The organism is Thioclava indica, from assembly GCF_000714545.1.
Lineage (GTDB): Bacteria > Pseudomonadota > Alphaproteobacteria > Rhodobacterales > Rhodobacteraceae > Thioclava > Thioclava indica.
Genome location: NZ_AUNB01000032.1, coordinates 1 through 21,191 on the forward strand (window position 1 = coordinate 1; position 21,191 = coordinate 21,191).

General features: G+C 60.6%; 20 protein-coding genes and 1 pseudogene. 11 read left to right on the forward strand and 10 right to left on the reverse strand.

The window, feature by feature from the left end; translation table 11 throughout:
• Positions 1–269: 269 nt before the first annotated feature.
• Together DT23_RS19520 and DT23_RS19065 are read right to left on the reverse strand one after the other, a co-directional pair.
• Positions 270–419: a transposase gene (locus DT23_RS19520; RefSeq protein WP_156023931.1), complete on the reverse strand. Its 150-nt coding sequence runs from the start codon at positions 417–419 to the stop codon at positions 270–272.
• Positions 420–557: 138 nt separating this feature from the next.
• Positions 558–707: pseudogene (locus tag DT23_RS19065) on the reverse strand (IS5/IS1182 family transposase); the annotation flags it as partial.
• Between DT23_RS19065 and DT23_RS19715 the strand changes: the two are divergent.
• The 6 genes from DT23_RS19715 to DT23_RS11155 all read left to right on the forward strand — a co-directional run bounded on the left by DT23_RS19715 (position 649) and on the right by DT23_RS11155 (position 5,667).
• On the forward strand, positions 649–924 hold the full coding sequence (locus tag DT23_RS19715) for a hypothetical protein (protein ID WP_162177229.1): 276 nt from the start codon (positions 649–651) through the stop codon (positions 922–924). The pseudogene DT23_RS19065 and the gene DT23_RS19715 sit on opposite strands and share 59 nt — an antisense overlap.
• A 194-nt stretch (positions 925–1,118) precedes the next feature.
• Positions 1,119–2,372: an ABC transporter substrate-binding protein gene (locus tag DT23_RS11135; RefSeq protein ID WP_051697229.1), complete on the forward strand. Its 1,254-nt coding sequence runs from the start codon at positions 1,119–1,121 to the stop codon at positions 2,370–2,372.
• Between the two features lie 72 nt (positions 2,373–2,444).
• Positions 2,445–3,329 (forward strand): branched-chain amino acid ABC transporter permease, encoded by an 885-nt coding sequence (locus DT23_RS11140; RefSeq protein ID WP_038131262.1) that lies wholly within the window; start codon positions 2,445–2,447, stop codon positions 3,327–3,329.
• Positions 3,322–4,254 (forward strand): branched-chain amino acid ABC transporter permease, encoded by a 933-nt coding sequence (locus DT23_RS11145; RefSeq protein ID WP_051697230.1) that lies wholly within the window; start codon positions 3,322–3,324, stop codon positions 4,252–4,254. Before DT23_RS11140 ends, DT23_RS11145 begins: the two co-directional genes overlap by 8 nt.
• A complete protein-coding gene (locus DT23_RS11150; protein ID WP_038131263.1) occupies positions 4,244–4,954 on the forward strand; it encodes an ABC transporter ATP-binding protein in 711 nt (236 codons plus the stop codon). Before DT23_RS11145 ends, DT23_RS11150 begins: the two co-directional genes overlap by 11 nt.
• Complete coding sequence (locus DT23_RS11155) at positions 4,951–5,667, forward strand: ABC transporter ATP-binding protein (protein ID WP_038131268.1); 717 nt, start codon at positions 4,951–4,953, stop codon at positions 5,665–5,667. The genes DT23_RS11150 and DT23_RS11155 overlap by 4 nt, the downstream gene beginning before the upstream one ends.
• Positions 5,668–5,730: 63 nt before the next feature.
• On the opposite strand, the gene DT23_RS19075 is transcribed toward DT23_RS11155, so the two are convergent.
• The gene (locus DT23_RS19075) at positions 5,731–6,615 is read right to left on the reverse strand and encodes a helix-turn-helix domain-containing protein (protein WP_081847113.1); all 885 of its coding nucleotides are present in this window, start codon (positions 6,613–6,615) and stop codon (positions 5,731–5,733) included.
• Between the two features lie 154 nt (positions 6,616–6,769).
• Positions 6,770–7,501 (reverse strand): Crp/Fnr family transcriptional regulator, encoded by a 732-nt coding sequence (locus DT23_RS11165; RefSeq protein WP_038131269.1) that lies wholly within the window; start codon positions 7,499–7,501, stop codon positions 6,770–6,772.
• A gap of 819 nt (positions 7,502–8,320) precedes the next feature.
• Here DT23_RS11165 and DT23_RS11170 point away from each other — a divergent pair.
• Positions 8,321–9,151, forward strand: coding sequence for a response regulator transcription factor (locus DT23_RS11170; protein ID WP_051697231.1), 831 nt, complete (start codon positions 8,321–8,323; stop codon positions 9,149–9,151).
• Between the two features lie 27 nt (positions 9,152–9,178).
• Here the strand turns inward: DT23_RS11170 and DT23_RS11175 are convergent, their stop codons facing one another.
• Genes DT23_RS11175 through DT23_RS11195 form a run of 5 tightly spaced genes read right to left on the reverse strand, consistent with a single transcriptional unit; the run spans position 9,179 to position 15,254 of the window.
• Complete coding sequence (locus tag DT23_RS11175) at positions 9,179–10,642, reverse strand: oligosaccharide flippase family protein (RefSeq protein WP_038131270.1); 1,464 nt, start codon at positions 10,640–10,642, stop codon at positions 9,179–9,181.
• Between the two features lie 21 nt (positions 10,643–10,663).
• Positions 10,664–11,860: a glycosyltransferase family 4 protein gene (locus tag DT23_RS11180; protein WP_051697232.1), complete on the reverse strand. Its 1,197-nt coding sequence runs from the start codon at positions 11,858–11,860 to the stop codon at positions 10,664–10,666.
• Positions 11,857–12,915 (reverse strand): UDP-glucuronic acid decarboxylase family protein, encoded by a 1,059-nt coding sequence (locus tag DT23_RS11185; protein ID WP_081847115.1) that lies wholly within the window; start codon positions 12,913–12,915, stop codon positions 11,857–11,859. Before DT23_RS11185 ends, DT23_RS11180 begins: the two co-directional genes overlap by 4 nt.
• A 45-nt stretch (positions 12,916–12,960) precedes the next feature.
• Positions 12,961–14,361: a sugar transferase gene (locus DT23_RS11190; RefSeq protein WP_038131271.1), complete on the reverse strand. Its 1,401-nt coding sequence runs from the start codon at positions 14,359–14,361 to the stop codon at positions 12,961–12,963.
• Positions 14,358–15,254 carry a WecB/TagA/CpsF family glycosyltransferase gene (locus DT23_RS11195; protein ID WP_240473595.1) on the reverse strand — a complete coding sequence of 299 codons (897 nt, stop codon included), beginning with the start codon at positions 15,252–15,254 and terminating at the stop codon, positions 14,358–14,360. Before DT23_RS11195 ends, DT23_RS11190 begins: the two co-directional genes overlap by 4 nt.
• 324 nt (positions 15,255–15,578) lie before the next feature.
• On the opposite strand from DT23_RS11195, the gene DT23_RS11200 reads away from it, so the two are divergent.
• Positions 15,579–16,091, forward strand: a complete 513-nt coding sequence (locus tag DT23_RS11200; protein ID WP_051697233.1) for a sugar phosphate nucleotidyltransferase — start codon at positions 15,579–15,581, stop codon at positions 16,089–16,091.
• Positions 16,092–16,232: 141 nt separating this feature from the next.
• Here DT23_RS11200 and DT23_RS11205 read toward each other — a convergent pair whose 3' ends face one another.
• Positions 16,233–17,522, reverse strand: coding sequence for an O-antigen ligase family protein (locus DT23_RS11205; RefSeq protein WP_156023933.1), 1,290 nt, complete (start codon positions 17,520–17,522; stop codon positions 16,233–16,235).
• A gap of 266 nt (positions 17,523–17,788) precedes the next feature.
• Here DT23_RS11205 and DT23_RS11210 point away from each other — a divergent pair, with 266 nt between their 5' ends.
• Genes DT23_RS11210 through DT23_RS11220 form a run of 3 tightly spaced genes read left to right on the forward strand, consistent with a single transcriptional unit; the run spans position 17,789 to position 21,119 of the window.
• Positions 17,789–19,042, forward strand: coding sequence for a polysaccharide biosynthesis/export family protein (locus tag DT23_RS11210; protein ID WP_038131272.1), 1,254 nt, complete (start codon positions 17,789–17,791; stop codon positions 19,040–19,042).
• A gap of 26 nt (positions 19,043–19,068) precedes the next feature.
• Complete coding sequence (locus tag DT23_RS11215) at positions 19,069–20,019, forward strand: glycosyltransferase (protein ID WP_038131273.1); 951 nt, start codon at positions 19,069–19,071, stop codon at positions 20,017–20,019.
• Entirely contained in the window at positions 20,016–21,119 is a 1,104-nt protein-coding gene (locus tag DT23_RS11220; protein ID WP_038131275.1) for a glycosyltransferase family 4 protein, read from the forward strand. Before DT23_RS11215 ends, DT23_RS11220 begins: the two co-directional genes overlap by 4 nt.
• The last annotated feature ends 72 nt before the right edge of the window (positions 21,120–21,191 follow it).

A 21,191-nucleotide genomic window follows, 5' to 3' on the forward strand; every position in this document is an offset into this window, starting at 1 on the left:
GAAAGGTGGGGGCCAGACGCCGCTTACATCTCGTCGTCTTCCGCCCCGCAGCGAGTTAAATCAGATCACGCCCACCATCACCCTACCCGAATGGGCCGAGTAGACGGCCAGACAGGTCGCACGGGGAAAAGTATGGGCTTACTATGCTCTGCGCTTCAAATGGTTCATACGCCACAGTCGAAAGCGCCAGGGGCATCCACGCCATCAACAGAGCCACCAACGGCTAATCATGCACTAACTTTTAACACGGACCACCCAAGTGGGGCTGCTCAACAACGCCGCGCAACCGCGCCCACCGAGGCACCCTCAACCAACATCTCGGCCACAATTTGCGCCTTCACCGCATCCGGCCACCGACAGTGACCACGCGGCCCCACAACCATATCAATGTTGCTGAGAAACTCCGTTGAGTGCTCCATGGAGAAACTTCCTAATCATCCATCCATTGGGGCAGAATCTCGGATCAGGGGCGCACAAGGAGGTGGGGGCAGCGCATCGCTTACGAGCCGCAGGCGCGACGACAAGATCAGGGAAGCCACTGCAGGAGTGAACAAAGACGGGGCGCCTGTGCGCGCGATCCAGAAAATCCTATCAAGAACAAGCCGGTGGTTGGCCGGTTTCCGCCCATTCGGGGCGCGGACAGCCAAGATGAACCGTTCAAAGAACGCTCACTCTTCGTCCGACATCAGGTCTCGTGCTAAGCTGATCTTTTTTGCAGATACCAGCTTGAATCACGATCAGGCCGCAGTGGGAATCCCCTTTGTCGACAGGACCGGCGTTGTTGTGCAAATCAATGTTGGGGCTGACGATCCCCTTTCCCGTTACTTTTCAGGCGATGGCCTCGATCTCGGCCCTGCCGAGGGCTGTGTTGATGGCGTGGATGCCACCTACCTCATTGCGCGTGACACTCTCACCGCAGCGTGACGTGCGCGGGCCTTGGTTTTTCTCGGCTTGGGCATCCTGCCTGAATATTGGCGATGTGCGGCGCTCTCAAAGTATCGCCAAGTCGTGACGTGGATTGAATGGCCGAATGCTCGAAACGGCCTTGGACGTGGCTTAGCTGCCTTACAGAGGAGCACCGCAACAGCCCCGAACTGTGGGGCATAGGGAGGAAAATTATGACATTCAAAGGTTCGAGGCTGACCGCAGCCAGCGCCGCTTTCGCACTTGCCGCCGCGATTGGAACCACCGGCGCAAGCGCGCAAACCGCCCCCAGCGTCATCAAGATTGGTACACTTTATGCAGGCTCGGGCGAGTTTGCTGTCTCGTCGCAGGCGCAATATGACGGACTGAAATTCTGGGCTAAGAAGGTGAACAAGGACGGCGGCGTTTTTGTGAAGGCCTATAACAAGAAAATCCCGGTCAAGATTGTCGCCTATGACGACCAAAGCTCAACATCGACCGCGACGACGCTTTATAATCAATTGATCACTCAGGATCATGTCGATCTGCTGGTCGCTGATTTTGGTTCGGTGCTGACCTCGGTCGCTGTTCCGCTTGCCAAAGAGCACAATCAGCTATTGGTCGACGTGACCGGATCGTCAGCAGGCTTTTTCAGCAACGATAATAAGTATCTGGTTGATCTGTCGATCCCGTCATCGGGGGTATGGCCGATTCCGCTCGCGAAACACCTGATCAAGCAAGGCGTGAAAAAAGTCGCGATTGTCTACGGCTCGAATGATTTTGACAGCTCACAGGCCGATACGCTGAAGAGCGAGTTGAAGAAGGCGGGCATCACCCCGGTCTATGACCATGCAGTTCCCACCAACGAGACGAATTACACCGTTCTGTTGCATGCCGCCGCCGCAACCAAACCGCAGGCGATGGTTGAACTGGGTTACATGTCCAACGATGTGGCTTTTCTGAAGTCGCTAAAATCAAGCGGACTGCATTTCCCGATGGTCTTCACGATTTTCCCCGGCCAGTTCAAGGCGCTGATGGAAAAGAACGCAGGCAAGGATGCGCTGGCCTACACCTATTCCTACCCTGCCCCGCCAATGATCAAATATGAACAGGTCAGCCTTGGTCTGAACACCGATCAGTTCATCAAGGCTTGGGAGGCAGACGGCCACAAATCCGCGCCCAATTTTGTTAACACAGCGGGCTACAGCACCGGGATATTGTTGGCCAAGGCCTTGAGCACCGCGCCCGATATGAAGCAGCTTACGATCCGCAGCACGCTTGAGGGATTCTCGGGCAACACCTCGACATTGGTCGGGCCCTTCGCGCTAAGCCAAACGGGCGCGCAAATGGGCGAGAGGCTGCCGGTCGCGCAGTTCCAGCCCCAGAAGGATGGCAGCCTCAAAACCGTCGTCGTCTATCCCGACGCGATGGCGACTGGCAAAGCAATCTATCCTGCCCCGCAGGGCTAAGGCCGCCTTGGTAACATGAAACGTGCAGGGCGGTCCCGGTATGAGGGCCGCCCTTACTGACGGAGGGGGCGCATGACGGCGTTATTGGAATACGCGATCGTCGGAGGATTGCTTTACGGCATCTTCTTTGGATTGGTGGCGGTGGGGCTAAATCTGATTTTCGGGGTGATGCGGATCATCAATCTGGCCCATGGCGAGTTCGTCGTGCTGGGTGGCTTTGGAGCCTACTGGCTGACCTCGGCGTTTGGGCTGAACCCGCTTTGGGGTGTGCCGCTTGCGGCGCTCGGGGCGGTCGTGATCGGCTTTCCGCTCTATTACGCCATCGTGCCCCGGCTCCAGCGGTCGCGCGACCCCGAGATGCTATCCTTCATCCTCTTCTTCGGACTTGCACAGGTCATTGAGGCACTCGTGACGCTGGGTTTTGGTCCCGATCAACGGACGTTGCCATCAGATGCGCTTGGTTCGGGCAGCCCCTCGGTATTTGGGCAAGCCTTTCCCGAAAGCTGGTGGTGGGCGGCAGGTATTTCGGTCGTCGCGATAGTCGGGCTATGGCTCTACCTCACGCGAACCCGGCTGGGATTTGCCACCCGCGCGATCATGGCCAACCGCGACGAGGCCCTGGCGACCGGGATCAGTGTTGATCGCGTTTCATCGATCGCATTCATCATCGGCCTCGCGCTGGCGGGCGCTGCGGGGGTGTTCGTGCCTTATCTGCAAGGCTCGGTTGCGCCCGGCATCGGAAACGATCTAACCACCACGTCCTTCGCAATATTAATCATCGGATCTCTTGGCAATCCGATTGGAACACTTCTTGGCGGACTGGTATTCGGTGTCGGCTCGATGCTGATGCAAACCTTCTATGCCTCGTGGTCAAACCTTGTTCCCTACGTTTTGCTTGTCGCGATCGTGCTGATCCGTCCGCAGGGGCTTTTTGGAAAGTCGGTGCGTCATGCTTAAGTCGAATTGGTCTCGCTTCTGGCCGGGGATGTTGGTCGCTGCGCTATTGGCTTTGGTCTTCTCCGTGGCGCCGATGGGATATGGCAATACCTCCCTTCTGTTCATGATGATGACCTTCATTGTCCTCGCCCAAGGGCTGAACCTGCTTTACGGCTTCACCGGCTATCTGCCCTTTGGCTATGTCGGTTTTTTCGGCACCGGAGCGTATGCTGCGGCGCTGATGGTGATGAAACTGCACGCGCCGGTCTGGGCCGCGGTGCTGGCGGGCCCGCTGGCGTCGATGGCGATCGCGCTTGTCTTGGGGCCGCTGCTGCGGCTGTCTGGGGCGTATTTCTCGATTGCCAACCTTGCCGCCTCGCAGATTCTATTCTTTGTCATCTCAAACCCGCATATGACGGGCATCACAGGTGGCCCCTACGGCGTCAAGCTGGACCGGATATTTGCCCCGACCGCCAGCTATGCGGCGATGATCGTGTTGGTCGTGCTGACCACTCTGATCGCGGCTTACTTCCGGTATTCGCGCTTTGGTCAGGGGCTGCGTGCGATGGCCGACGACCCCGTCAGTGCCGAGATGAGCGCGATCCCCGTGGTCAGGATGCGCCTGATGGCGTGGCTGACCTCTGCTGCGGTGGCTGGCCTCGCCGGAGCGATTTATGCATGGAACCTGTCGGTGTTTTACCCGGACGCGGTTTTCAGCTTGCAGATATCGATCTTTGCAATCGTGTTCGCGCTTTTTGGCGGCGTTGGCACTGTGTTGGGCCCGATCATCGGAGCAGGCTTGTTATATGCGCTTTATAATGCAATCGGCATTTCGGCACCGCAATATTTCCAACTGATCTACGGCGTTCTGATCGTCGGATTGGTGATGTTCTTGCCCGAGGGGATCCTCTCGCTGCTGACCCGGAGGGGCATCAATGTCTTCTGAACCGCTTTTGAAATTGTCTGGCATTGAGAAATCCTTTTCTGGATTGAAAGTTCTCAACGGTGTGAACTTCGATCTGCAAAAGGGTGAAATCATTGGACTTGTCGGTCCGAACGGATCTGGAAAAACCTCGGTCATCAACCTGATCTCGGGTGTTTTGCGCCCCGACTCTGGCACGATCCGGTTTAACGGCTCCGAAGTTCAAACCTTGCCAAGCCATACGCGAGTGAAAGCGGGGATCAACCGGTCGTTTCAGGTTCCCAAATGCTTTGTCTCGATGACCGTGCGCGAAAATATTGAGGTCGCCGCGCATTTCAGCGGCCAAGACGCCGATACATCCGCGATCTTGGCCGAGATCGGGCTGAAGCATCTGGCCGACAAATCCGCCGGGGCGTTGACGGCGAACCAGCAAAAGATGCTGGATCTCGGGCGCGCCCTGGCGACACGGCCAAAACTGCTGCTGGTCGATGAAATCGGCGCGGGTCTGAACCCGGCGGAACTGTCCGGAATCGCGACCCTTCTCAAGGGGATCACTGCGCGCGGCGTGTCGCTGATTGTGGTGGAGCATCTGATGGAGTTTCTCAACGCGCTGACTGAGCGGGTGATCGTTTTATCTGCGGGAAAAATCATTTTTGAGGGTAGCCTAGAGGCCGCCTCTCGGGATGCAGCCGTGGTCACCGCGTTTTTTGGAGGTGCGGTATGAGTGCGTTGTTGGAAGTCGACAAGGTCGAGGCGGGTTACGGTGATGTGCAGGTTCTTTGGGGCGCCGACATGACGGTCGCCAAGGGCGAGACCGTGCTGTTGATGGGCGTGAATGGCGCTGGCAAGACGACGCTGCTGCGCTCCTTGGTCGGGTTACAGCCTTGCCGTGGCGGAGCGATCTGCCTGAACGGCAAGGATATCAGCGCGCTAAAACCCGACGCGCGGATCCGGCGCGGGATGGCCTACATGTCAGAACTGGGGGTTTTCCCGACCCTGTCGATTGCTGAAAACCTGCGCCTTGGTGCCTATGCGCTGTCGGGGTCGCAGGCGAGCCAGCGAGCCGATCAGATGTATCAAATGTTTCCTGATCTCGCGAAAAAGCGGCGCGCTGCGGCGGCATCTCTGTCGGGCGGGCAGCGCAAGATGCTGGGCCTTGCCAAGACGCTCATGTCGGGGGCGGACCTGATCTTGCTGGACGAGCCGTCGTCGGGTCTGGCGCCGGTCTTTGTCAGTCAGGTGATCGAGACGCTGAAAGAGGTAATTGGGACCGGAACGTCGCTGCTGATCGCCGAGCAGAATATCGCCTTTCTGGCGCTTGCCGACCGCGGCTATCTCATGGATCACGGTCGCATGGAAGTGTCCGGCACGCGCGCAGAGCTGGAAGGTTCGGACGCGGTGCGAAAGGCGTATTTCGGTGTAAGTGCAGAGGGTTAGGCGGCGTCTTTTCCTTGATGGATGCAGCTTTCGCGCCCGACATACTTTTCGCTCGACACCCCCCTAAAGCCGCCCAACACGCCAGTCGCCGCGATACCCCCTACTCAAATGCGCCGCGACGATCTGAAACCCGCTTTGTGGCCAGCCATCACCCTTTGGCGTATCGACAAAGAGTAGCTCCGATACGCCAAAGCCGTGCTCTTCGAGATCGCGCAACCGCGCTTTCGTCGTTATATTCGTCAGCGGGGCGAGCCAGACGATATTATCCGCAACCCGCATCGCATGCTGGGTAAACGCCCTGATTTGCGACCAGGGTGGATTTGTCATCACCCAGTCCACCCTCTCGCCCCATGCGAAAAAATTGCGCCCCGCCGAAACTTCGCACCAATCCCGCTCGAGATGACTGGGAAACTGGTTGTAGAAGGCCCCTTCCCCGCGCGAGGGATCAAGAATTCTACCCGACATGGCATGCGAAAAATGCCCGATGATCGCCCGTGCAAGCGCAGGCGGTGTCATGACGATATCCTGCTCTGACCCGTTCGATGCAGGACTTAGCGGCCGCCCCTTCTCGGCGCCTATTGGCTGAACCACTTTGCGCATTCGAAGAGCCGCGAGCATTTTCAGCAACGTCGGCACGCGCCCCACAAAGGTCTTCTCCAGATTCATGATCGTGATCCGGCTACAACCGACGCGGCGCGCCATCTCGGCCTGCGAAATCCCGAGAGCTTTGCGGCGTTCGCAAAGCACGTCACCAGCACTCTCTGCGCTCGGGGCCCAGGCCCAACGCAGATCGAGCACCGTCAACACAGCTGTTAGCGAGCGGATGGTGCCCTGACCATTCTCCAGTTCACGCAATGTGGGGATGCTGATACCAGCACGCTTGGCAACCTGCGCTTGCGACAGACCAAGTGCGCGGCGTTGATCTTTAAGGATTTGAAGTGAGGACATGCTAAAATTTCTTTCTATTCAAATGCGCATAAAAGAAAGAAATTTATACCATGCACAAACGAGAATACCAAACCGCATGCAAGGCGGGGACTTCTAGAACAATACGTCATTGCCCCACCGGCATCCACGCCATCAACAGAGCCAGTCACGCGGATCAGACTATCATCGGGCCAGTGTTATCCAGATAGTCCGTGTGAAACCCCGAGAGATCCACCAATTTGTCGAAATCGTCAAACGTCACCCTGCCAGTGCGAAACGTCAAAAGCCCGTCTTCGCGCAGGATCCGCAGAACACGATTGACATGGATGGCACTGAGCCCAAGCGCATCGGCCAGATGATATTGCGTCAAAGGACAGTCGAAGCCGCGCTTCGTGGCCAGCCCGACGAGTTCGAGACGCGCCCCAAGCTCCAGCAGGAAATGCGCCATACGTTCCACGGCATCGCGTCGCCCAAGGCTGACCAGCCGCTCGGCGACGATCGCTTCGTCCGATGAGGCCGCCCAAAGCATGGCGGTCGCCAGACGGGGCGTCGTCGAGAAGGCTTGCAGGAGCTGGGTGGTCTTGACCTCTGAGGCCCGCGAACTCGTGATGGCCTCGATACTGTGATCCGCGCTGCGAAACAGCAGACTTCGAAGGCCCAGAAAATCGCCAGGAATTCGAAAATCCACGATCTGCCGACTGCCCCCTTTTAGGATTTTGCACGAACACATCCACCCGTCTAGCAAAACCCAGGCACAATGACCCTTCTGCCCCTCATGGAGCAGTTCATCCCCTGCTACAAAGGACCGCGGTCGGCGTTGAAACGTGTCCAGAGCGTCCAGTTCAGCCTCCGACAGTGTCGCGAAGGCTCCAAGTTTGCGATGCAATGGGCTGCTATGCGCGATCATAGGCAATCGTCCCCCTCCAAGATGCGCAAACGGGGCATCGAACGCGCCACGTGAACCACGTTTGATCAAAACACACCTTCAAGCTACTACAGATTGGGCAAGCATACAGTTTTTCTGCGATGCCGCAAAAGAACGCTGATTTTGGCACAGTGAGTAGGCGGCATCAGGAATCCCGCGTAAGGGACCATTCCCCTACCGCATTCGCATGACGTTTCGGGATCAGCCGCGCTTACCATCTGCGAATCGCGGCTGATGGCGCTGAACGACAACGGGGGGCTGTCGGATGCTGCCGTCTCGCACGAACAGCCCCACGAGACGATGACGCACCGGAGTTTCACGCGGCTGTCGTAACGCTCAGTCGCGCGATCATCGAGAGCGGCAAGACTGTCCGCCGACTGTGATCGCGACGCGAAATCTATCATCCCTATCTGGACCGGTCGCGGCAATGGCCAACGCCTGCTGATGGCTAACGCTCAAGAGATGCGGGTGTCGAGGCCGACAGTTCAACTCTCGTCCTGATATTCGGAGCGCACCATTTCTGAAAATGGCTCTCAAAAATAAGGAAACTTTGCAGTTTCAAAATATTTAAACATTTATTAACCTTTGTTAGTGCGGCCGATCTTCTACTACCTAAAGATAAAAACTTAAGCCAATGATGGCCATGGAAATCAAAAGGTCAGTAGACGAAAAGGTTAATATCAAGATGAGTAAACAAATCGGCCAATGACAATAAAAGATACATAACTATCTGAAATTGTGCAGCTATCCGACCCCACACGGATGAAACCCAATATTCACACCATGAAGGGGATAAAACGAATGAACGAGGAAACAACCGAACGGTTTACACCGATTAGCTATAGCGATGCAGTTTCAACCTCGGACCCGCGTCCTGCACCTTTTCTGGCGCCGCATGAAACGCGCCGCCCGGGGGATATGCAACGCTTGTCGCCGCTTTCCGATAGCGCGCCCGATTTCGATATTTACGTCGTTATCGACAATCGCGCACTGGAACGCGCCTGTTTCGTGCAATGTTTGCAGCAACGCTGCAAAAGCTCGACCATCGTTGATTACGAATCGCTGGCCGATTGGCGCGCGGATCTGGGCTCAACCGATGCTCGCCAAGTCATTCTGAGCAATCTCGGCTCGCGTTCTCTGACGGATGAAAAGCTGCGCACCGATCTGCAAAAACTGGTGGCCGAGGCTGGGGATGTGCCGGTCGTCGTGCTGGGCGCTTGCGAGGATATCGAGGCCAGTATCTGGGCGCTGGAATGTGGCGCGGCCGGCTACATTTCGCCCTGCGTGCGCTTTGTCGATATCGTCGAGGCCACGCGTCTTGCCGTCGGCGGCGGGATCTTTCTGCCACGCGCTGCGCTGATGGCGCTGCGCAAGCCCGCCCCCGAGCCAGTCGAAGGCCGCGTGACGGTGCTCGACCAGTTCACCGACCGCCAACTTGCGGTGGCCGATGCCCTGCGCTGTGGAGCAGCCAATAAGATGATCGCCTATCAGCTGCAACTGCGCGAAAGCACCGTCAAGGTTCACATCCGCAACATCTTTCAAAAGCTCAAGGCAACGAACCGCACCGAAGCGGCCTTCCTGCTCAATCAGATGACGGGTTGGCCCGATGCAGTCGAGGGTGCCCCACGATAGTGAGGCGCCCCGGCGCATCACGGGTCGTCAGGGCTGACGCGCCCAGCGGATCAGCGGGAGCCTCGCGCGCAGAAAGGCACGCGCGGCCCCAAGCTCTTGCGACAGCGGATGGCGCAGCGCGAACAGTCCCACGACCCAGCCAATCGCCGCGCCAAGAACGGCCAAAACGGTGCTGGTGACGCCAAGCGCGCCCCACGAACCGACCGCCAGAACGACAACACCCGGCAAGGCGAGGGTCGCCAGCGTCACGCCTGCGCTGCACACCAGAACCTCGCCCAGCTCGGACAGTGCAAATGGCACCTGACGACGCACGAAGATCAGCAAGGTGATGACCTGGAGCAGCCCCGTCAGAAACAGGCTAAGCGCCATTGCATGCAGTCCAAAAGTCGACGCGCCAAGCATGATCGCGAAACAGGGCGGCAGCGCGATCATCATCGCCACAGCCATATCGCGCACCCGCCCCAGCGTTACCAGAACCGGGTAGCACAAATAGATCGGGAAAACGCAGAAGAAGGCGAGCGCCACGATGCGCACCAGCGGCACGACCTCAAGCCATTGCGGCCCCAAAAGCAGGCGCACAATCGGATCGGCCAGCACCGCGATCATCGCCAGCGCCGGCCATTGCAGCCCCGAGATATACGACAACCCCATCAGCAGCGGTGCCTTGAGCGCCCCATTGCCGCGCGCGTGACTGGCGAGGGCGGGCAGCAACACGGGCTGCACCGCGCTTAGGATCAGCCGGTCGGGCAATTGCGACAGTGAGATCGCGCGCGCAAACAGCCCCACCGCGCCAAACCCCAGCACCCGCCCTAAAATCAGGCGCGGAAAAGCGTCAAACAACATGCCCAGCAGCGTGACGATGCTCGACCATGCGCCAAAGGGCACGACCAGCCGCCAGTCGCGTAACGTCGGGCGGAAAATCCGCCAGACCGGGCGCGAAATCATCGCCCCGATGGCGGTGACACAGGCCGCCAGCACCGAGCCCCAGACAAGACTGAACGGCCCGAACCCCGCCAGTGCCAACCCGATGGTCGCGGTCGCATTGGCAAAGCCCGCCGCCACGCTGATCGCGGCCACTGCGCCAAACCGCATGTCCCGGCGCAGCAGCGCCAGAAGCGGCGTGCTGATGGGGGCCACGACAAAAGCCAGCGCCGCGATCCGGATCAAATCGGTCAGATCCGTGTCGCCGTAAAACCGCGCGATCCCCTGCGCGCCGATCACCACCAACGCGCCAAGGGTCAATGACATCGCGCCGATGATCGTCACCGCCGTGCGCACCAATCGCTCGGGCAGGTCGGGCTCGCGGATCAGGAAGGTGCCGATGCCGAAATCGCGAAACGCCTCGATCAGGATCACAATGGTGCTGGCCACCAGAAACAGCCCGACCTCGGCCGGGGTCAGGATGCGCGACACGATGGCCATTGTCAGAAGGCTCATCATGACGACGGACAGCTTGTCAGCGAGCGCAAAGACAAAAGAGCGACGGACCACGTTCTGACCTCCTATCCGGGTTCAGGGTTTAGCGGGCAGATCGCGCGAGGCCACACGAAAGCGCCGCTCGCGCAGGTAGTAATACGACGTGCGGCAGACATCGCGCAGCGTTTGCGTTAGCGGCGCACGCGCGCTGGCCGCCTCGCGACAGAACCGCGCGAGACCGTCGCCGACGGCCTCCAACCCGTGATTTGTCACGACGAAATCGCGACCGAACGCGGCGAGCGTACGGCGCATCTGCGGGTTTTGAGCAAGCGTTGCGAACGCCTCGGACATCTCGGGATTGCCCGGGTGGCCATCACCGTGTCCGAACATGCCGTTTTGGAGGAATTCCGGCACAGTTTCGGGCGTAAACAGACGCGCAAAGCCACGCTCTCCGATCACGACAAGTGGCTTGGCAAAGGCCAGCCCGCGCAGCGCCGAGCCACCCATCCCAAGCACGAAATCGCTGGCCGCATAGGCCGGGCGCGGATCGCGCAGCGCACCGATCAGCATCACCGCCGCGCGGCCCAATCGGGCATTGACCGCATCGGCCATCTTTTGCAATTCCGGGCGCGCCTCACCATCCCCGACGATCACCAGTTTCAGCGGCAGCGTGATCCCCAGCTCGCCGACCACCTCAATCGCGCGCACCAGCCCTTCGGATTTCATCACCTTGGCAAGGCGCGAGACCGAGATCACCACGATCTCATCCTCGTTCAACCCGTAATGCTGACGAAACGCCCCCCCATCGACGACACCGGGCGCGTTGGCCCGCGTATCGACGGGCGGCAACAGCAGATGCGTGCGCCGCCAGCCGCTGCGTTGCGCGCGCTCTTGCTGGCCGACAAAGCCAAAGGTCGTGGGCACCTCACGCGGCATCGCCCGCGTCAACTCCATCATCATATCCGAGATCACCAGCGGCACGCCCATCGGCAAATGCACGCCGCTATAGGCCTCAAGGCCCTGCCACCAATCCCACGCGTGAATAAGATCGGGCTGTTCGCGCGTCACCAGCGCCCGCAACGCCTTGATGCGCGCCATAGACGGGTGCAGCCGCACATCGGGCGCGGGCGAATAGACCAGGTTATGCGCCGCGACCAGATCCAAAGCTGGACCTGGCGCGGCGTGAAACACGATGTCGAAAGCGTGCCGGTCGCGCAGATAGGCGGCAAGCTCAATCGCGTTGATCTGCGTTCCTCCGAGTTCCAGCCGATGGCCGAACACGATGAGTTTCACAGACCTGCTCCGTTGGAAACCACGCCGCGCGCCAGCGCCTCGGCATGGGGTTGAACGGGGCGGGTGCGGCGCACCAGCGGAGTCTTGCGCGGCTGCTGAACGCGCGCCGGAGAAGACAGTTCGCGCTCAAAATAGGCAATCGTGCGTTGCAACCCTTCGCGCAGCTCAATCGTGGGAGCCCATCCCAGATGCTCGCGCGCCCGCGAAATATTGGGCTGGCGCTGCGTTGGATCATCTTGAGGCAACGGACGCACCGTCAGCTCCGAGCGCGAGCCAGTCAGATCAAGGATCGTCTCGGCAAGCTGGCGCATCGTGAATTCCACCGGATTGCCCAAATTACAGGGCATCGGCATGGTCGCGGGTGCATCCATCAGCGCCATGATGCCGCGAATGAGATCATCGACATAACAGAACGAGCGCGTCTGCATCCCGTCGCCATACAGCGTGATCGGCTCACCGCGCAGCGCCTGCATGATGAAGTTCGACACCACGCGCCCGTCATCAGGGCGCATCCGCGGCCCGTAGGTGTTGAAGATCCGCGCCATGCGAATATCGACACCATATTGGCGGTGATAGTCAAAGAACAGCGTCTCGGCGCAGCGCTTGCCCTCGTCGTAACAGGCGCGCGGCCCGATCGGATTGACGTTGCCGCAATACCCCTCGACCTGAGGATGCACCGCCGGGTCGCCGTAAACCTCGCTGGTGGAGGCCTGAAAGATCTTGGCATTGGCGCGCATCGCCAGATCCAGCATGTTGATCGCGCCGTGCACATTGGTGCGCACGGTCTGCACGGGGTCAATCTGGTAATGCACCGGAGAAGCGGGACAGGCGAGATTATAGATCTCGTCAATCTCGGCGCAGATCGGCACGGTCACGTCATGACGGATCAACTCGAAGCGGTAATCATCCATCAGATGGCGAATATTGTTCCGGCTGCCAGTATGGAAATTGTCGAGGCATAGCACGTCATTGCCCGCTTCCAGCAGGCGTTCACACAAGTAAGAGCCGAGAAACCCTGCCCCCCCCGTCACGAGAATTGTCTTTTCCGCACACATATATCCCACTCCTCTTCACCAGTTCAGCGCGCCCACCACGCGCAGTTAGTAAGCTCCCTTGCGACCGAGCAGAGCCCCAAAGGTTCCAAGAACGATCCACAGGTCGAGCCAGACGGACCGGTTATCGATGTAATGTTCGTCAAGTTGTTGCTGCAGCGCGAGATCGGCATCGCTGCGCGCCGTGATCTGCCACAGCCCGGTGATCCCCGGCGCGACCGCGCTGCGCTTGAGGCGAAACTCCGGGGGCATTGCAGCCAAGTGATACTCGGGAAACGGGCGCGGGCCGACGATGCTCATCTCGCCCGCGATCACATGCAGCAATTGCGGCAGCTCATCGCAGCTTGAACCGCGCAGGACCTTTCCGACAACCGGCAGGATGCGCGGATCGTTTTGCAGCTTGAAATGGGTTTCCCACTCGGCGCGCGCGACAGGATCGTCACGCAGCAACGCCTGCAGCCGCGCATCGGCATTGCGATACATCGTGCGCAGCTTGAGCATGCGCAACGCACGGCCATTATGACCATCGCGCGCCTGACGGTAAAACACCGGGCCGGGATCGACCATCCAGATCGCCACACTCGCGAGCGCCAGCACCGGAGCCGCCAAGATCAGGGCCGGAACCGCAATCGCGAGATCAAAGGCGCGTTTGCGCGCGCTGATCGGAACGAAGGACGGGTCTGCGATCCACTCTCCGACCGCCCCACGCATCGCGCGCGGGCCAATCCCCGAGACGCGCTGCTTCGGCAAATCGGCCAGCACCAGAACCTTGTCGTAACCGCGATGCAAATCAGTCGCATCCTCGCGCGTCGGGACGTAATCAAGCGCGGCAATGGCGCCCGTGTCTTGCGTCGGAAGCAACCCAAACCGCCAGTTGAGCGTAAAGAACGTCTCAAGCGCGCGCGCTTTTTCAGCGTCTGCGAGAAAGCGGGTGGGCGTGCCCCATAGTCCAACGTGATGTAGGAAATGCTGCACCAGATAGCGCGCGGGAACCTGCAAAATCATCGCGATCATCAGGAACACCTCGGACATCGCGACGCCTGACCACCCCCCTTGATCAAACCCGCCAATGGCCGCCACAAGCAGAGCTGCCGCCAGAAACGCCAACGCGTGACGGCGCAATATTTCTTGCGGCTGCAAGCGATCACCGGGATAAAATCCGATCATCCAGTGCAGCGCCACAACCGTAAGCGCGATCATCACGGGAACAACGCCCAGCATTGCGGGATTGGCGACAAAGCTCAGATGCAAATAGGCCGCGCCAAAGGCCACCAGATCTGCCAGCGCGACCGCGCCTGCGCAAATCGCGCGCCGTGTCTTTTGTGACATCGCAGGCGCGTAGGTTACGCTTTGCGCGGCAGCCGGATCTGCATGCATGTCAGCAGAGCCAGCTTCGCTTGATTGCCATGTAATCGGCGCGCTCAGCAGGTCTTTCTCGGGTTTGCTCATTGCGCGGCCCCCTTTGACTTTGCAAGCTCCGACACCGGCGCAGCAGGCACGATCGCAAAGCGCCGCAGCCCGGTTTTTTGTAAGAACCTCAGCCAGATGTAGAGGGGCACGCATTTGGCATAGCGCCGCCACAACCGGCGCGGCTCTGTCAGCAGACGAAACGCCCATTCCAGCCCGGCGCGTTGCAAAAACGCAGGCGCGCTGGCCTTATTGCCACCGATGAAATCGAACGCCGCCCCGACACCGATCAGCACCGGAGCCTCCAGCTTGTCGCGCATCCGGGCCATCCAGCGTTCCTGCTTGGGCGCGCTCAACCCGACCCAAACCACGTCAGGCTTGACGGCATTGATCACCGCGCTGACCTCGCCCTCTTCCTGCGCACTCAAAGGGCGGAACGGAGGCGCTAACACACCCACGATCTCGGCCCCCGGATACTGGTCTTGCAGCGCCACACTTAGCCGCGTCAGCGACTCGGGCGTCGTGCCATACAGAAAATGACGCATCCCGCTGGAGACGCCCTTGGCGAACAGCAAGCGCATCAGATCGGGGCCATAGACCCGCCCGGCATCCTCATGGCCGTCGCTATGAAGCGCCCAGACCAGCGGCATACCGTCGGGCGTTACGGCCATCGCGGCGTTATAGGCATCGCGCAAGCTGGGATCGGACTGACATTCGACAAGCCCATGCGCGCCCGCAACGCAGATATAGCCGCGCCGACGCGTGCGCACGGCGTCTTCGACCAGCGCAATCGCGCGATCCATATTGAGCGCGGACACCGCCACGCCCAGCACATTGGTCGTCTCTAAGGCAGGCGCAAGCGGGGGAAGATGCACAGCATTGCTTTGCCGTGCACCGTTGATAGGCATGTCCGAAATCTGATCTCGCAGGGTCATCGCACGCTCCGGGATATTTCCAGATTCAGAGCGTAGCCGTGCCCCAAACACAGAAAAACTTGGATGAATGACGCAATGCTGCGCTTTCTGGCTGCGCGCCCTCCATCATTGGGCGCAAGCGTGCCACGAGAGGGTGAAGCGCCTACGCCAAATGGGGGAGCCTGCGAGACCCAGAGGGTCGCGCGCGCAACGATCTGGAGATTTTCAAGCCTGTCGCAATGGCGGTCGATAAAAAAAGTCGCGCGTTCCCAATTCCCTCCCGCAGATGACTGCCGCGTCGCGCTTGCAGACCCGTTGCCTCACTTTGCAAAAGGATGATCGAAATTGGCGCATGGCATCGACCTGACAGATGCGCAGCGCGTGAATGATGCGCCCAACAGTCGCCCCGACGCGCGTGCTAACCGGCATCGCGGCAAAGACGTGGCGACAATCCCCCCTGCCCTGTTATGTGGCGGCTCTGGCACAGGTCTTTGGCCGTTGTCGCGCAAAATCTATCCCAAGCAATTCGCGCCTTTGATGGATGACCAGACCCTGTTTCAAGCGGCGGCGCGGCGGCTGTCGGGCGCAGGTTTTCACGCGCCAATCGTGCTGACCCATACCGATTTCCGATTTATCGTGACCGAGCAACTCGCCTCGGCGGGCATCACCCCTTCGGCTGTGCTGATCGAGCCGCTGGCGCGCAATACCGCCCCAAGCGTGCTGGCCGCCGCCATCCATCTTGAGCGCACATCCCCCAATGGCCTGCCGCTGATCGCGCCCTCGGATCATGTAGTCGCAGACCGCGAGCGGTTTCTCGTCGCGATCGACGCCGCACGCCCCGCCGCGACCGGCTTGTAGCCGCGCGATATCGTGCGCTTCATCCAAAAGCCCAGTGCGGCGCGCACTGCCGAGGTGTTGGCGCGGGGCGACTACCTTTGAAACACCGGTATCGTTCTGGCCTCTGCGCGCAAGTGAGGACCATGCGCGCGCCCGTTAACTCTAGCGCGGCGCGCGCAGCCCGAACATCGCAATGACCGTCATCATCATCAGCGATTGAATATCGTTTTGCGCCAGAAAGTTGCTTTCTGACAGGTTAAGCACCACCATCACCCCGATGCTCACATTCATCCAGGCCCATCCCGCTTCGGGCTGCGCGCAGAGCAACACGCCCCCCCGCCGGATCGCGCGCGCAATCGTCAACATCAGCAGCACCAGCCCCGGAACTCCGAAATTCAGCAGCATATCGCGATAGCCGTTATGGGCGTGCGGCGGAATCCATTGCAGCGTCTCCTCGATAACGTATTTAGCGGGGTTGGCTGCGCTCCAGAACGCGCCATAGCCATACCCTTGCCAAGGCCGCTGGCCGATATAGCCATCTACCAGATGCCACAGCGGCACGCGCCCGGTCAGCGTCGTGTCCCTCCCCAGTGATTCCAGCACAGGCACCAGAAACTCGCCCAGGAATAACAAACATAGCGCGGCAAGTTGCAACGCCACCAACACTAAAAGCGCACGTGCAAGGCCGCGCTTTCTCTGCAAAAGCGTGTAAAATCCGAACAGCGTCAATCCAGTGATTGCCGCCAGCAAGCTGGTTGAGGATTGCGACAATACGAGGCAGGCAATGCTGGCCAGCAACAAGGCGACACCACGGCGAAACAACCGCCCCCCTGCATCCGCCATCAATCCAAGCGCAAGAATGAAGGCCAAAGATGCAGCCCAACCCAGAACGTTCTTATGGGTATAAATACCACGCAGGCCGGTATCATCGGGCATAAAGGCGATCTGGGGCGCGAGCATGCCAGCGATCAGGCTCAGGCCCAGACAGGCCCCCAAGATGGATGAGAACAGCACCAAAAGCTGGCGCGGCGTAAACCGGATCGCCAACAGATAGGCCAGCAACATCGCCGCCATCAGCGCAATCGCGCGGCGTAGCGTGATCGAGGGCGCAATCGACCAGAAGGTCGAGGTAAAAGCCAGCAGAGCAAGCATGAACATCGGCAAGGTTCGCCGGATCGCCAGCAATAGCGCGCCCAGATGCCGCCCCAACAGGATCACCGTGATCGCAATCACCGGAATCTGAAGCAGACGCAGAACGCCGCGCTCTGAATCGCCAAGGCTGCCCGACTGCACCATCAGCAACAGTGGAAATACCGCGCCGGACAACAGGAACAGCGCGATCGCAACACCCCACCACTCCAGCGCGCGCCAGCTTAGCCGCACGGCATGGCGACGCGCAGGACGCCCATTCGCGGGCAAGGCTGATCTGGTCGCAGATGTGAAGGCAGGCAATGGCTGGTCTCCGGCTGATCCCTCTCAGGGGCGCGCCCCCAAGCTTGCGCGCGCAGTCGGGCGCGCGAAAGCCCGCTTTCCGCATGGTCGCGCATCATCTGGATGAGGGCGCAGGCCCGACGCGGTGTCAAAAGGGGTAGAAATCCGCGCCGCTTACGCCTGATAGGCATGTTAGGTCTGCGCCGCGAACCCGCTACTCTGGGGTGTCTGGCCGGGATGTCTGGCCCATCACGCCGCTGGAGGGAACCGTGGGGATATCTTCTAAAATGCGCAACGCCATCCGTGGCCTGCCTTTCGCGCTGGTCCTTGCGCTGGTGCTTTTGGCGCAGGGTGCACCCGCCCGTGCCGATACGCTGGTCGAGCGTGGTGATGTGCTTTACGTCTCGGTTGTCGGCACACCCGAGATGACACGCGATGCACGCGTGGATGCCGATGGTCGCGTCCGCCTGCCCCTGATCGGGGGCATCAAGGTGGCGGGCAGCGATCTTGATACGATCAGCACGCGCATTAAGGCGGCGCTGGTTAAAGACAATATCCTGCTCAATCCGGTGGTGCTGGTCGAAATCTCGAAATACCGGCCGATCTATATCGGGGGCGCGGTGAAACGCAGCGGCGCGGTGCCCTATGAGCCGGGCTTGACGGTGCGCCATGCGCTGATTTCGGCGGGCGGGCTGGAAACCGCTTCGAACGTAGAGCCGGTTGGTCTTGGGCAGGTGCTCGAACTGCTGGCCCGACAACGCGCCACATCTCTGTCGCTGGCGCAGACCGATAGCGAGATCACACGCCTCAAAGCCCAGCTTGCCCAAATCGAAGCCGCCACGCCAAGCCCGCCAGACTCAGCACCAAACAACTCAGCACCAAACAACTCGGGGCCAAACAACACCGCCCCGACCGCCAGCCTCCCCGAGACCGTCACGATCCGCAAACTCGATTCCGATCTACTGCACGATCTGGCCTTCCAGCGCGCCTCGAACCTTGCCTATGCTAAAACCGCCGTAAAGCTCGCCGAGGTCGAAATCGACGTGCTGGAACAGCAAGCCAGCTTTCAGAAAAAGGAGCAGCAGTTGCAGCATGACGAGGTCGAGCGCACCCGCACCCTTGTCGAACGCGGGCTGGTGCCACTGCCGCAACTGATGGAATTGCAGCGCGAAGATTCCCGCCTCTCGCGCGACCTGCTGGAAAATTACGCCTTCGCCGCGCGGGCGCGCCAATCCATGGAGCGCATCCGCCATGAAACAAACATCGTAGCGACGCAAGACCGCATCAAGACCCGCGAGGCCTATCGCGCGGCGCTGCGTGAACGCGCCGCCCTGCAATCCGAATTGGACATCATCGCCGGACATTTGCTGGCAGCGGGGCAAAAGCGCGATCCGCAATCCGGGCTTGCTGCCATCGAACCAAGCGTCACGATCTATCGCCGCACCGGTGGCGAGACCCGCGCCGTGCCCGCTACGATGGAAACCAGTCTGGACCCCGGCGATATCGTCGAGCTGAGCCTGCCCGACATGCCGCGTGGCTAAAGCCGCGCCCACAGGAGCCTCGTCCAATGACCTCACCTTTGATCAGCGTCATCATCAACAATTACAATTACGGTGCCTACCTCGCCCGCGCGGTGCAAAGCGCGCTTGATCAGACCGATATGCGCGTCGAGGTGATCGTGGTCGATGACGGGTCCAGCGATGACAGCCGCGCGGTGATCGAAACTTTTGACGATCAGATCACGGCGGTGTTTCAGCCCAATGCCGGACAGGCCGCCGCGATCAATACCGGGGTGCGCCACAGCAAGGGCGAGATCCTGTGCTTTCTGGATGCCGATGATTGGTGCGCACCTGGCAAACTGGCTGCCATCGCGACGGCCTTTGATGTAGATGCCCGCGTCGGGCTGGTATATCATCGCCTTCAGCCCGTGCGCCCCGATGGGAGCAACGCGTTCGCGCCGATCCCGCGCAGCCTGTGTGACGGCGATCTGGCACCGCGGATGACGCGCTCGGGCGGGCGCTGGTCGTTTCCGATGACCTCTGCCGTTTCGGTGCGCCGCGATCTGTGGGAGCGCATCGGCGACATTCCCGACAGCTTTCGCATCTCTGCCGATGCCTGGCTGGTCGGGATCTATCCGTTTTTCGCGCGCGTCGCTGCCCTGCCTGAATCCTTGGGCTATTACCTCATTCACAATAACAACTGGTATCGCGCGCAAGACGATGCAGCGATGTTGCATAAACGCATGGCGCATTGGGCCGCGACCGTTGCGGCCACCAATCAATTTCTGGCCGCGCGAGGGCTCCCGCATCGGCTTGATCTGGCGGAACACTTCCCCTACCAGATCGCGCGCGCGCGCCTTGAGGGGGCCTCGCCCGGCGCACGGCTGGCGCTGCTTTGGGAGGGCCTGCGCGATCCCGCAGAGCCCAACCTCGCCCGCCGCATCCGCGACAGCTTGCGCGCGACAGGGCAGATTTCGGGCGCAGGCATGGGCACAACCGCCCCGATCGGCGCACCATGAAGCTGCTGCTGATCGGGTCCGAGCCAGTCGATTACACCATCGCATTCGCCAATGGTGTCGCGGCCAATATGCCGGTGACACTGGTCGCTCCGCGCGCGCGGTTCGCGGCGCTGCGTGATGCGCTTGACCCCGCAGTCGAGTTGATCCTGCTGGACTGGCCGCGCCATCGCAGCCTTGCCAATCCGCTGTTTCTCGCGCGCCTGACACGACTGATCCGGCAGCGCAAACCCGACCTTATCCATCTGCTAAGCAACACCGCGTTCTGGCTCAATCTGGCGGTGCCGTTCTGGCGCCCGATCCCGCTGCTCACGACAATCCACGACACGCGCCTGCACCCCGGAGATCGCGACACGGCCACGCTGCCGGCTTGGGCACCGCGGCTGATGGTGCGCCAGTCGGGCGATGTTGTCGTGCATGGCGAAGGCCTGCGCGAAAGTGCTGCCCTGACATTTCACAAACCCGTTGATCGCATCCATGTGCTGCCCCATCCCGCGATGCCGCGCTACGGAGATCTCGCGCGTGTCAAGGGGATGGCGCGGCGCGCGCCGGATGGCAGTTTCCGCGTTTTGCTGTTTGGCCGGGTCTTTGCCTATAAGGGGCTTGATACCTTGCTGCGCGCCGAGGCGCTGCTGGGCGATCGCGTGCCGGGCTTGCGCATCGTGGTGGCCGGGCGCGGCGATGATCCGATGGCGCTGCGCGATCTGATGGGGCGGCCGGAATGCTACGATATCCGCCACCGCTTTATCGAAGATCCCGAGGTGGCGCAGCTTTTTCTGGATGCCGATCTGGTGGTTCTGCCCTATCGCGAAGCGTCGCAAAGCGGGGTGCTGCCGGTCGCGGCCACTTTTGGTAAGCCCGTGGTGGTCACCGACGTGGGCGAGCTGCGCGCCAGTGTCGAGCCGAACGGAACGGGGCTTGTCGTGCCCCCCAATGATCCCGCGCAGCTTGCGGATGCGATTGCTCGCATGGCGCAGGACGACAGCGCGTTGCGAGCGCAATGCGCTGCGCGGGCGCGCCATTGGGCGGAAACCGTGGTCGCCCCCCGGATCGTGGGGACGCGGGCCTATCAGCTTTACACCCGCATCCTCCAAAGGGCCTAGGCGGTCCTCCAAACAGATGGGCGCGATATCGGGAAGTCACGTTGTCTGGCGCGCGGTCCTGCCGGACAGTTG

Excerpts from the sequence above, each read along its gene's own strand:
- DT23_RS19520 (WP_156023931.1), bottom strand. The coding sequence starts at position 419 with ATGGAGCACTCAACGGAGTTTCTCAGCAACATTGATATGGTTGTGGGG.
- DT23_RS19715 (WP_162177229.1), top strand. The coding sequence starts at position 649 with ATGAACCGTTCAAAGAACGCTCACTCTTCGTCCGACATCAGGTCTCGT.
- DT23_RS11135 (WP_051697229.1), top strand. The coding sequence starts at position 1,119 with ATGACATTCAAAGGTTCGAGGCTGACCGCAGCCAGCGCCGCTTTCGCA.
- DT23_RS11140 (WP_038131262.1), top strand. The coding sequence starts at position 2,445 with ATGACGGCGTTATTGGAATACGCGATCGTCGGAGGATTGCTTTACGGC.
- DT23_RS11145 (WP_051697230.1), top strand. The coding sequence starts at position 3,322 with ATGCTTAAGTCGAATTGGTCTCGCTTCTGGCCGGGGATGTTGGTCGCT.
- DT23_RS11150 (WP_038131263.1), top strand. The coding sequence starts at position 4,244 with ATGTCTTCTGAACCGCTTTTGAAATTGTCTGGCATTGAGAAATCCTTT.
- DT23_RS11155 (WP_038131268.1), top strand. The coding sequence starts at position 4,951 with ATGAGTGCGTTGTTGGAAGTCGACAAGGTCGAGGCGGGTTACGGTGAT.
- DT23_RS19075 (WP_081847113.1), bottom strand. The coding sequence starts at position 6,615 with ATGTCCTCACTTCAAATCCTTAAAGATCAACGCCGCGCACTTGGTCTG.
- DT23_RS11165 (WP_038131269.1), bottom strand. The coding sequence starts at position 7,501 with ATGATCGCGCATAGCAGCCCATTGCATCGCAAACTTGGAGCCTTCGCG.
- DT23_RS11170 (WP_051697231.1), top strand. The coding sequence starts at position 8,321 with ATGAACGAGGAAACAACCGAACGGTTTACACCGATTAGCTATAGCGAT.
- DT23_RS11185 (WP_081847115.1), bottom strand. The coding sequence starts at position 12,915 with ATGTGTGCGGAAAAGACAATTCTCGTGACGGGGGGGGCAGGGTTTCTC.
- DT23_RS11190 (WP_038131271.1), bottom strand. The coding sequence starts at position 14,361 with ATGAGCAAACCCGAGAAAGACCTGCTGAGCGCGCCGATTACATGGCAA.
- DT23_RS11195 (WP_240473595.1), bottom strand. The coding sequence starts at position 15,254 with ATGACCCTGCGAGATCAGATTTCGGACATGCCTATCAACGGTGCACGG.
- DT23_RS11210 (WP_038131272.1), top strand. The coding sequence starts at position 17,789 with ATGCGCAACGCCATCCGTGGCCTGCCTTTCGCGCTGGTCCTTGCGCTG.
- DT23_RS11215 (WP_038131273.1), top strand. The coding sequence starts at position 19,069 with ATGACCTCACCTTTGATCAGCGTCATCATCAACAATTACAATTACGGT.
- DT23_RS11220 (WP_038131275.1), top strand. The coding sequence starts at position 20,016 with ATGAAGCTGCTGCTGATCGGGTCCGAGCCAGTCGATTACACCATCGCA.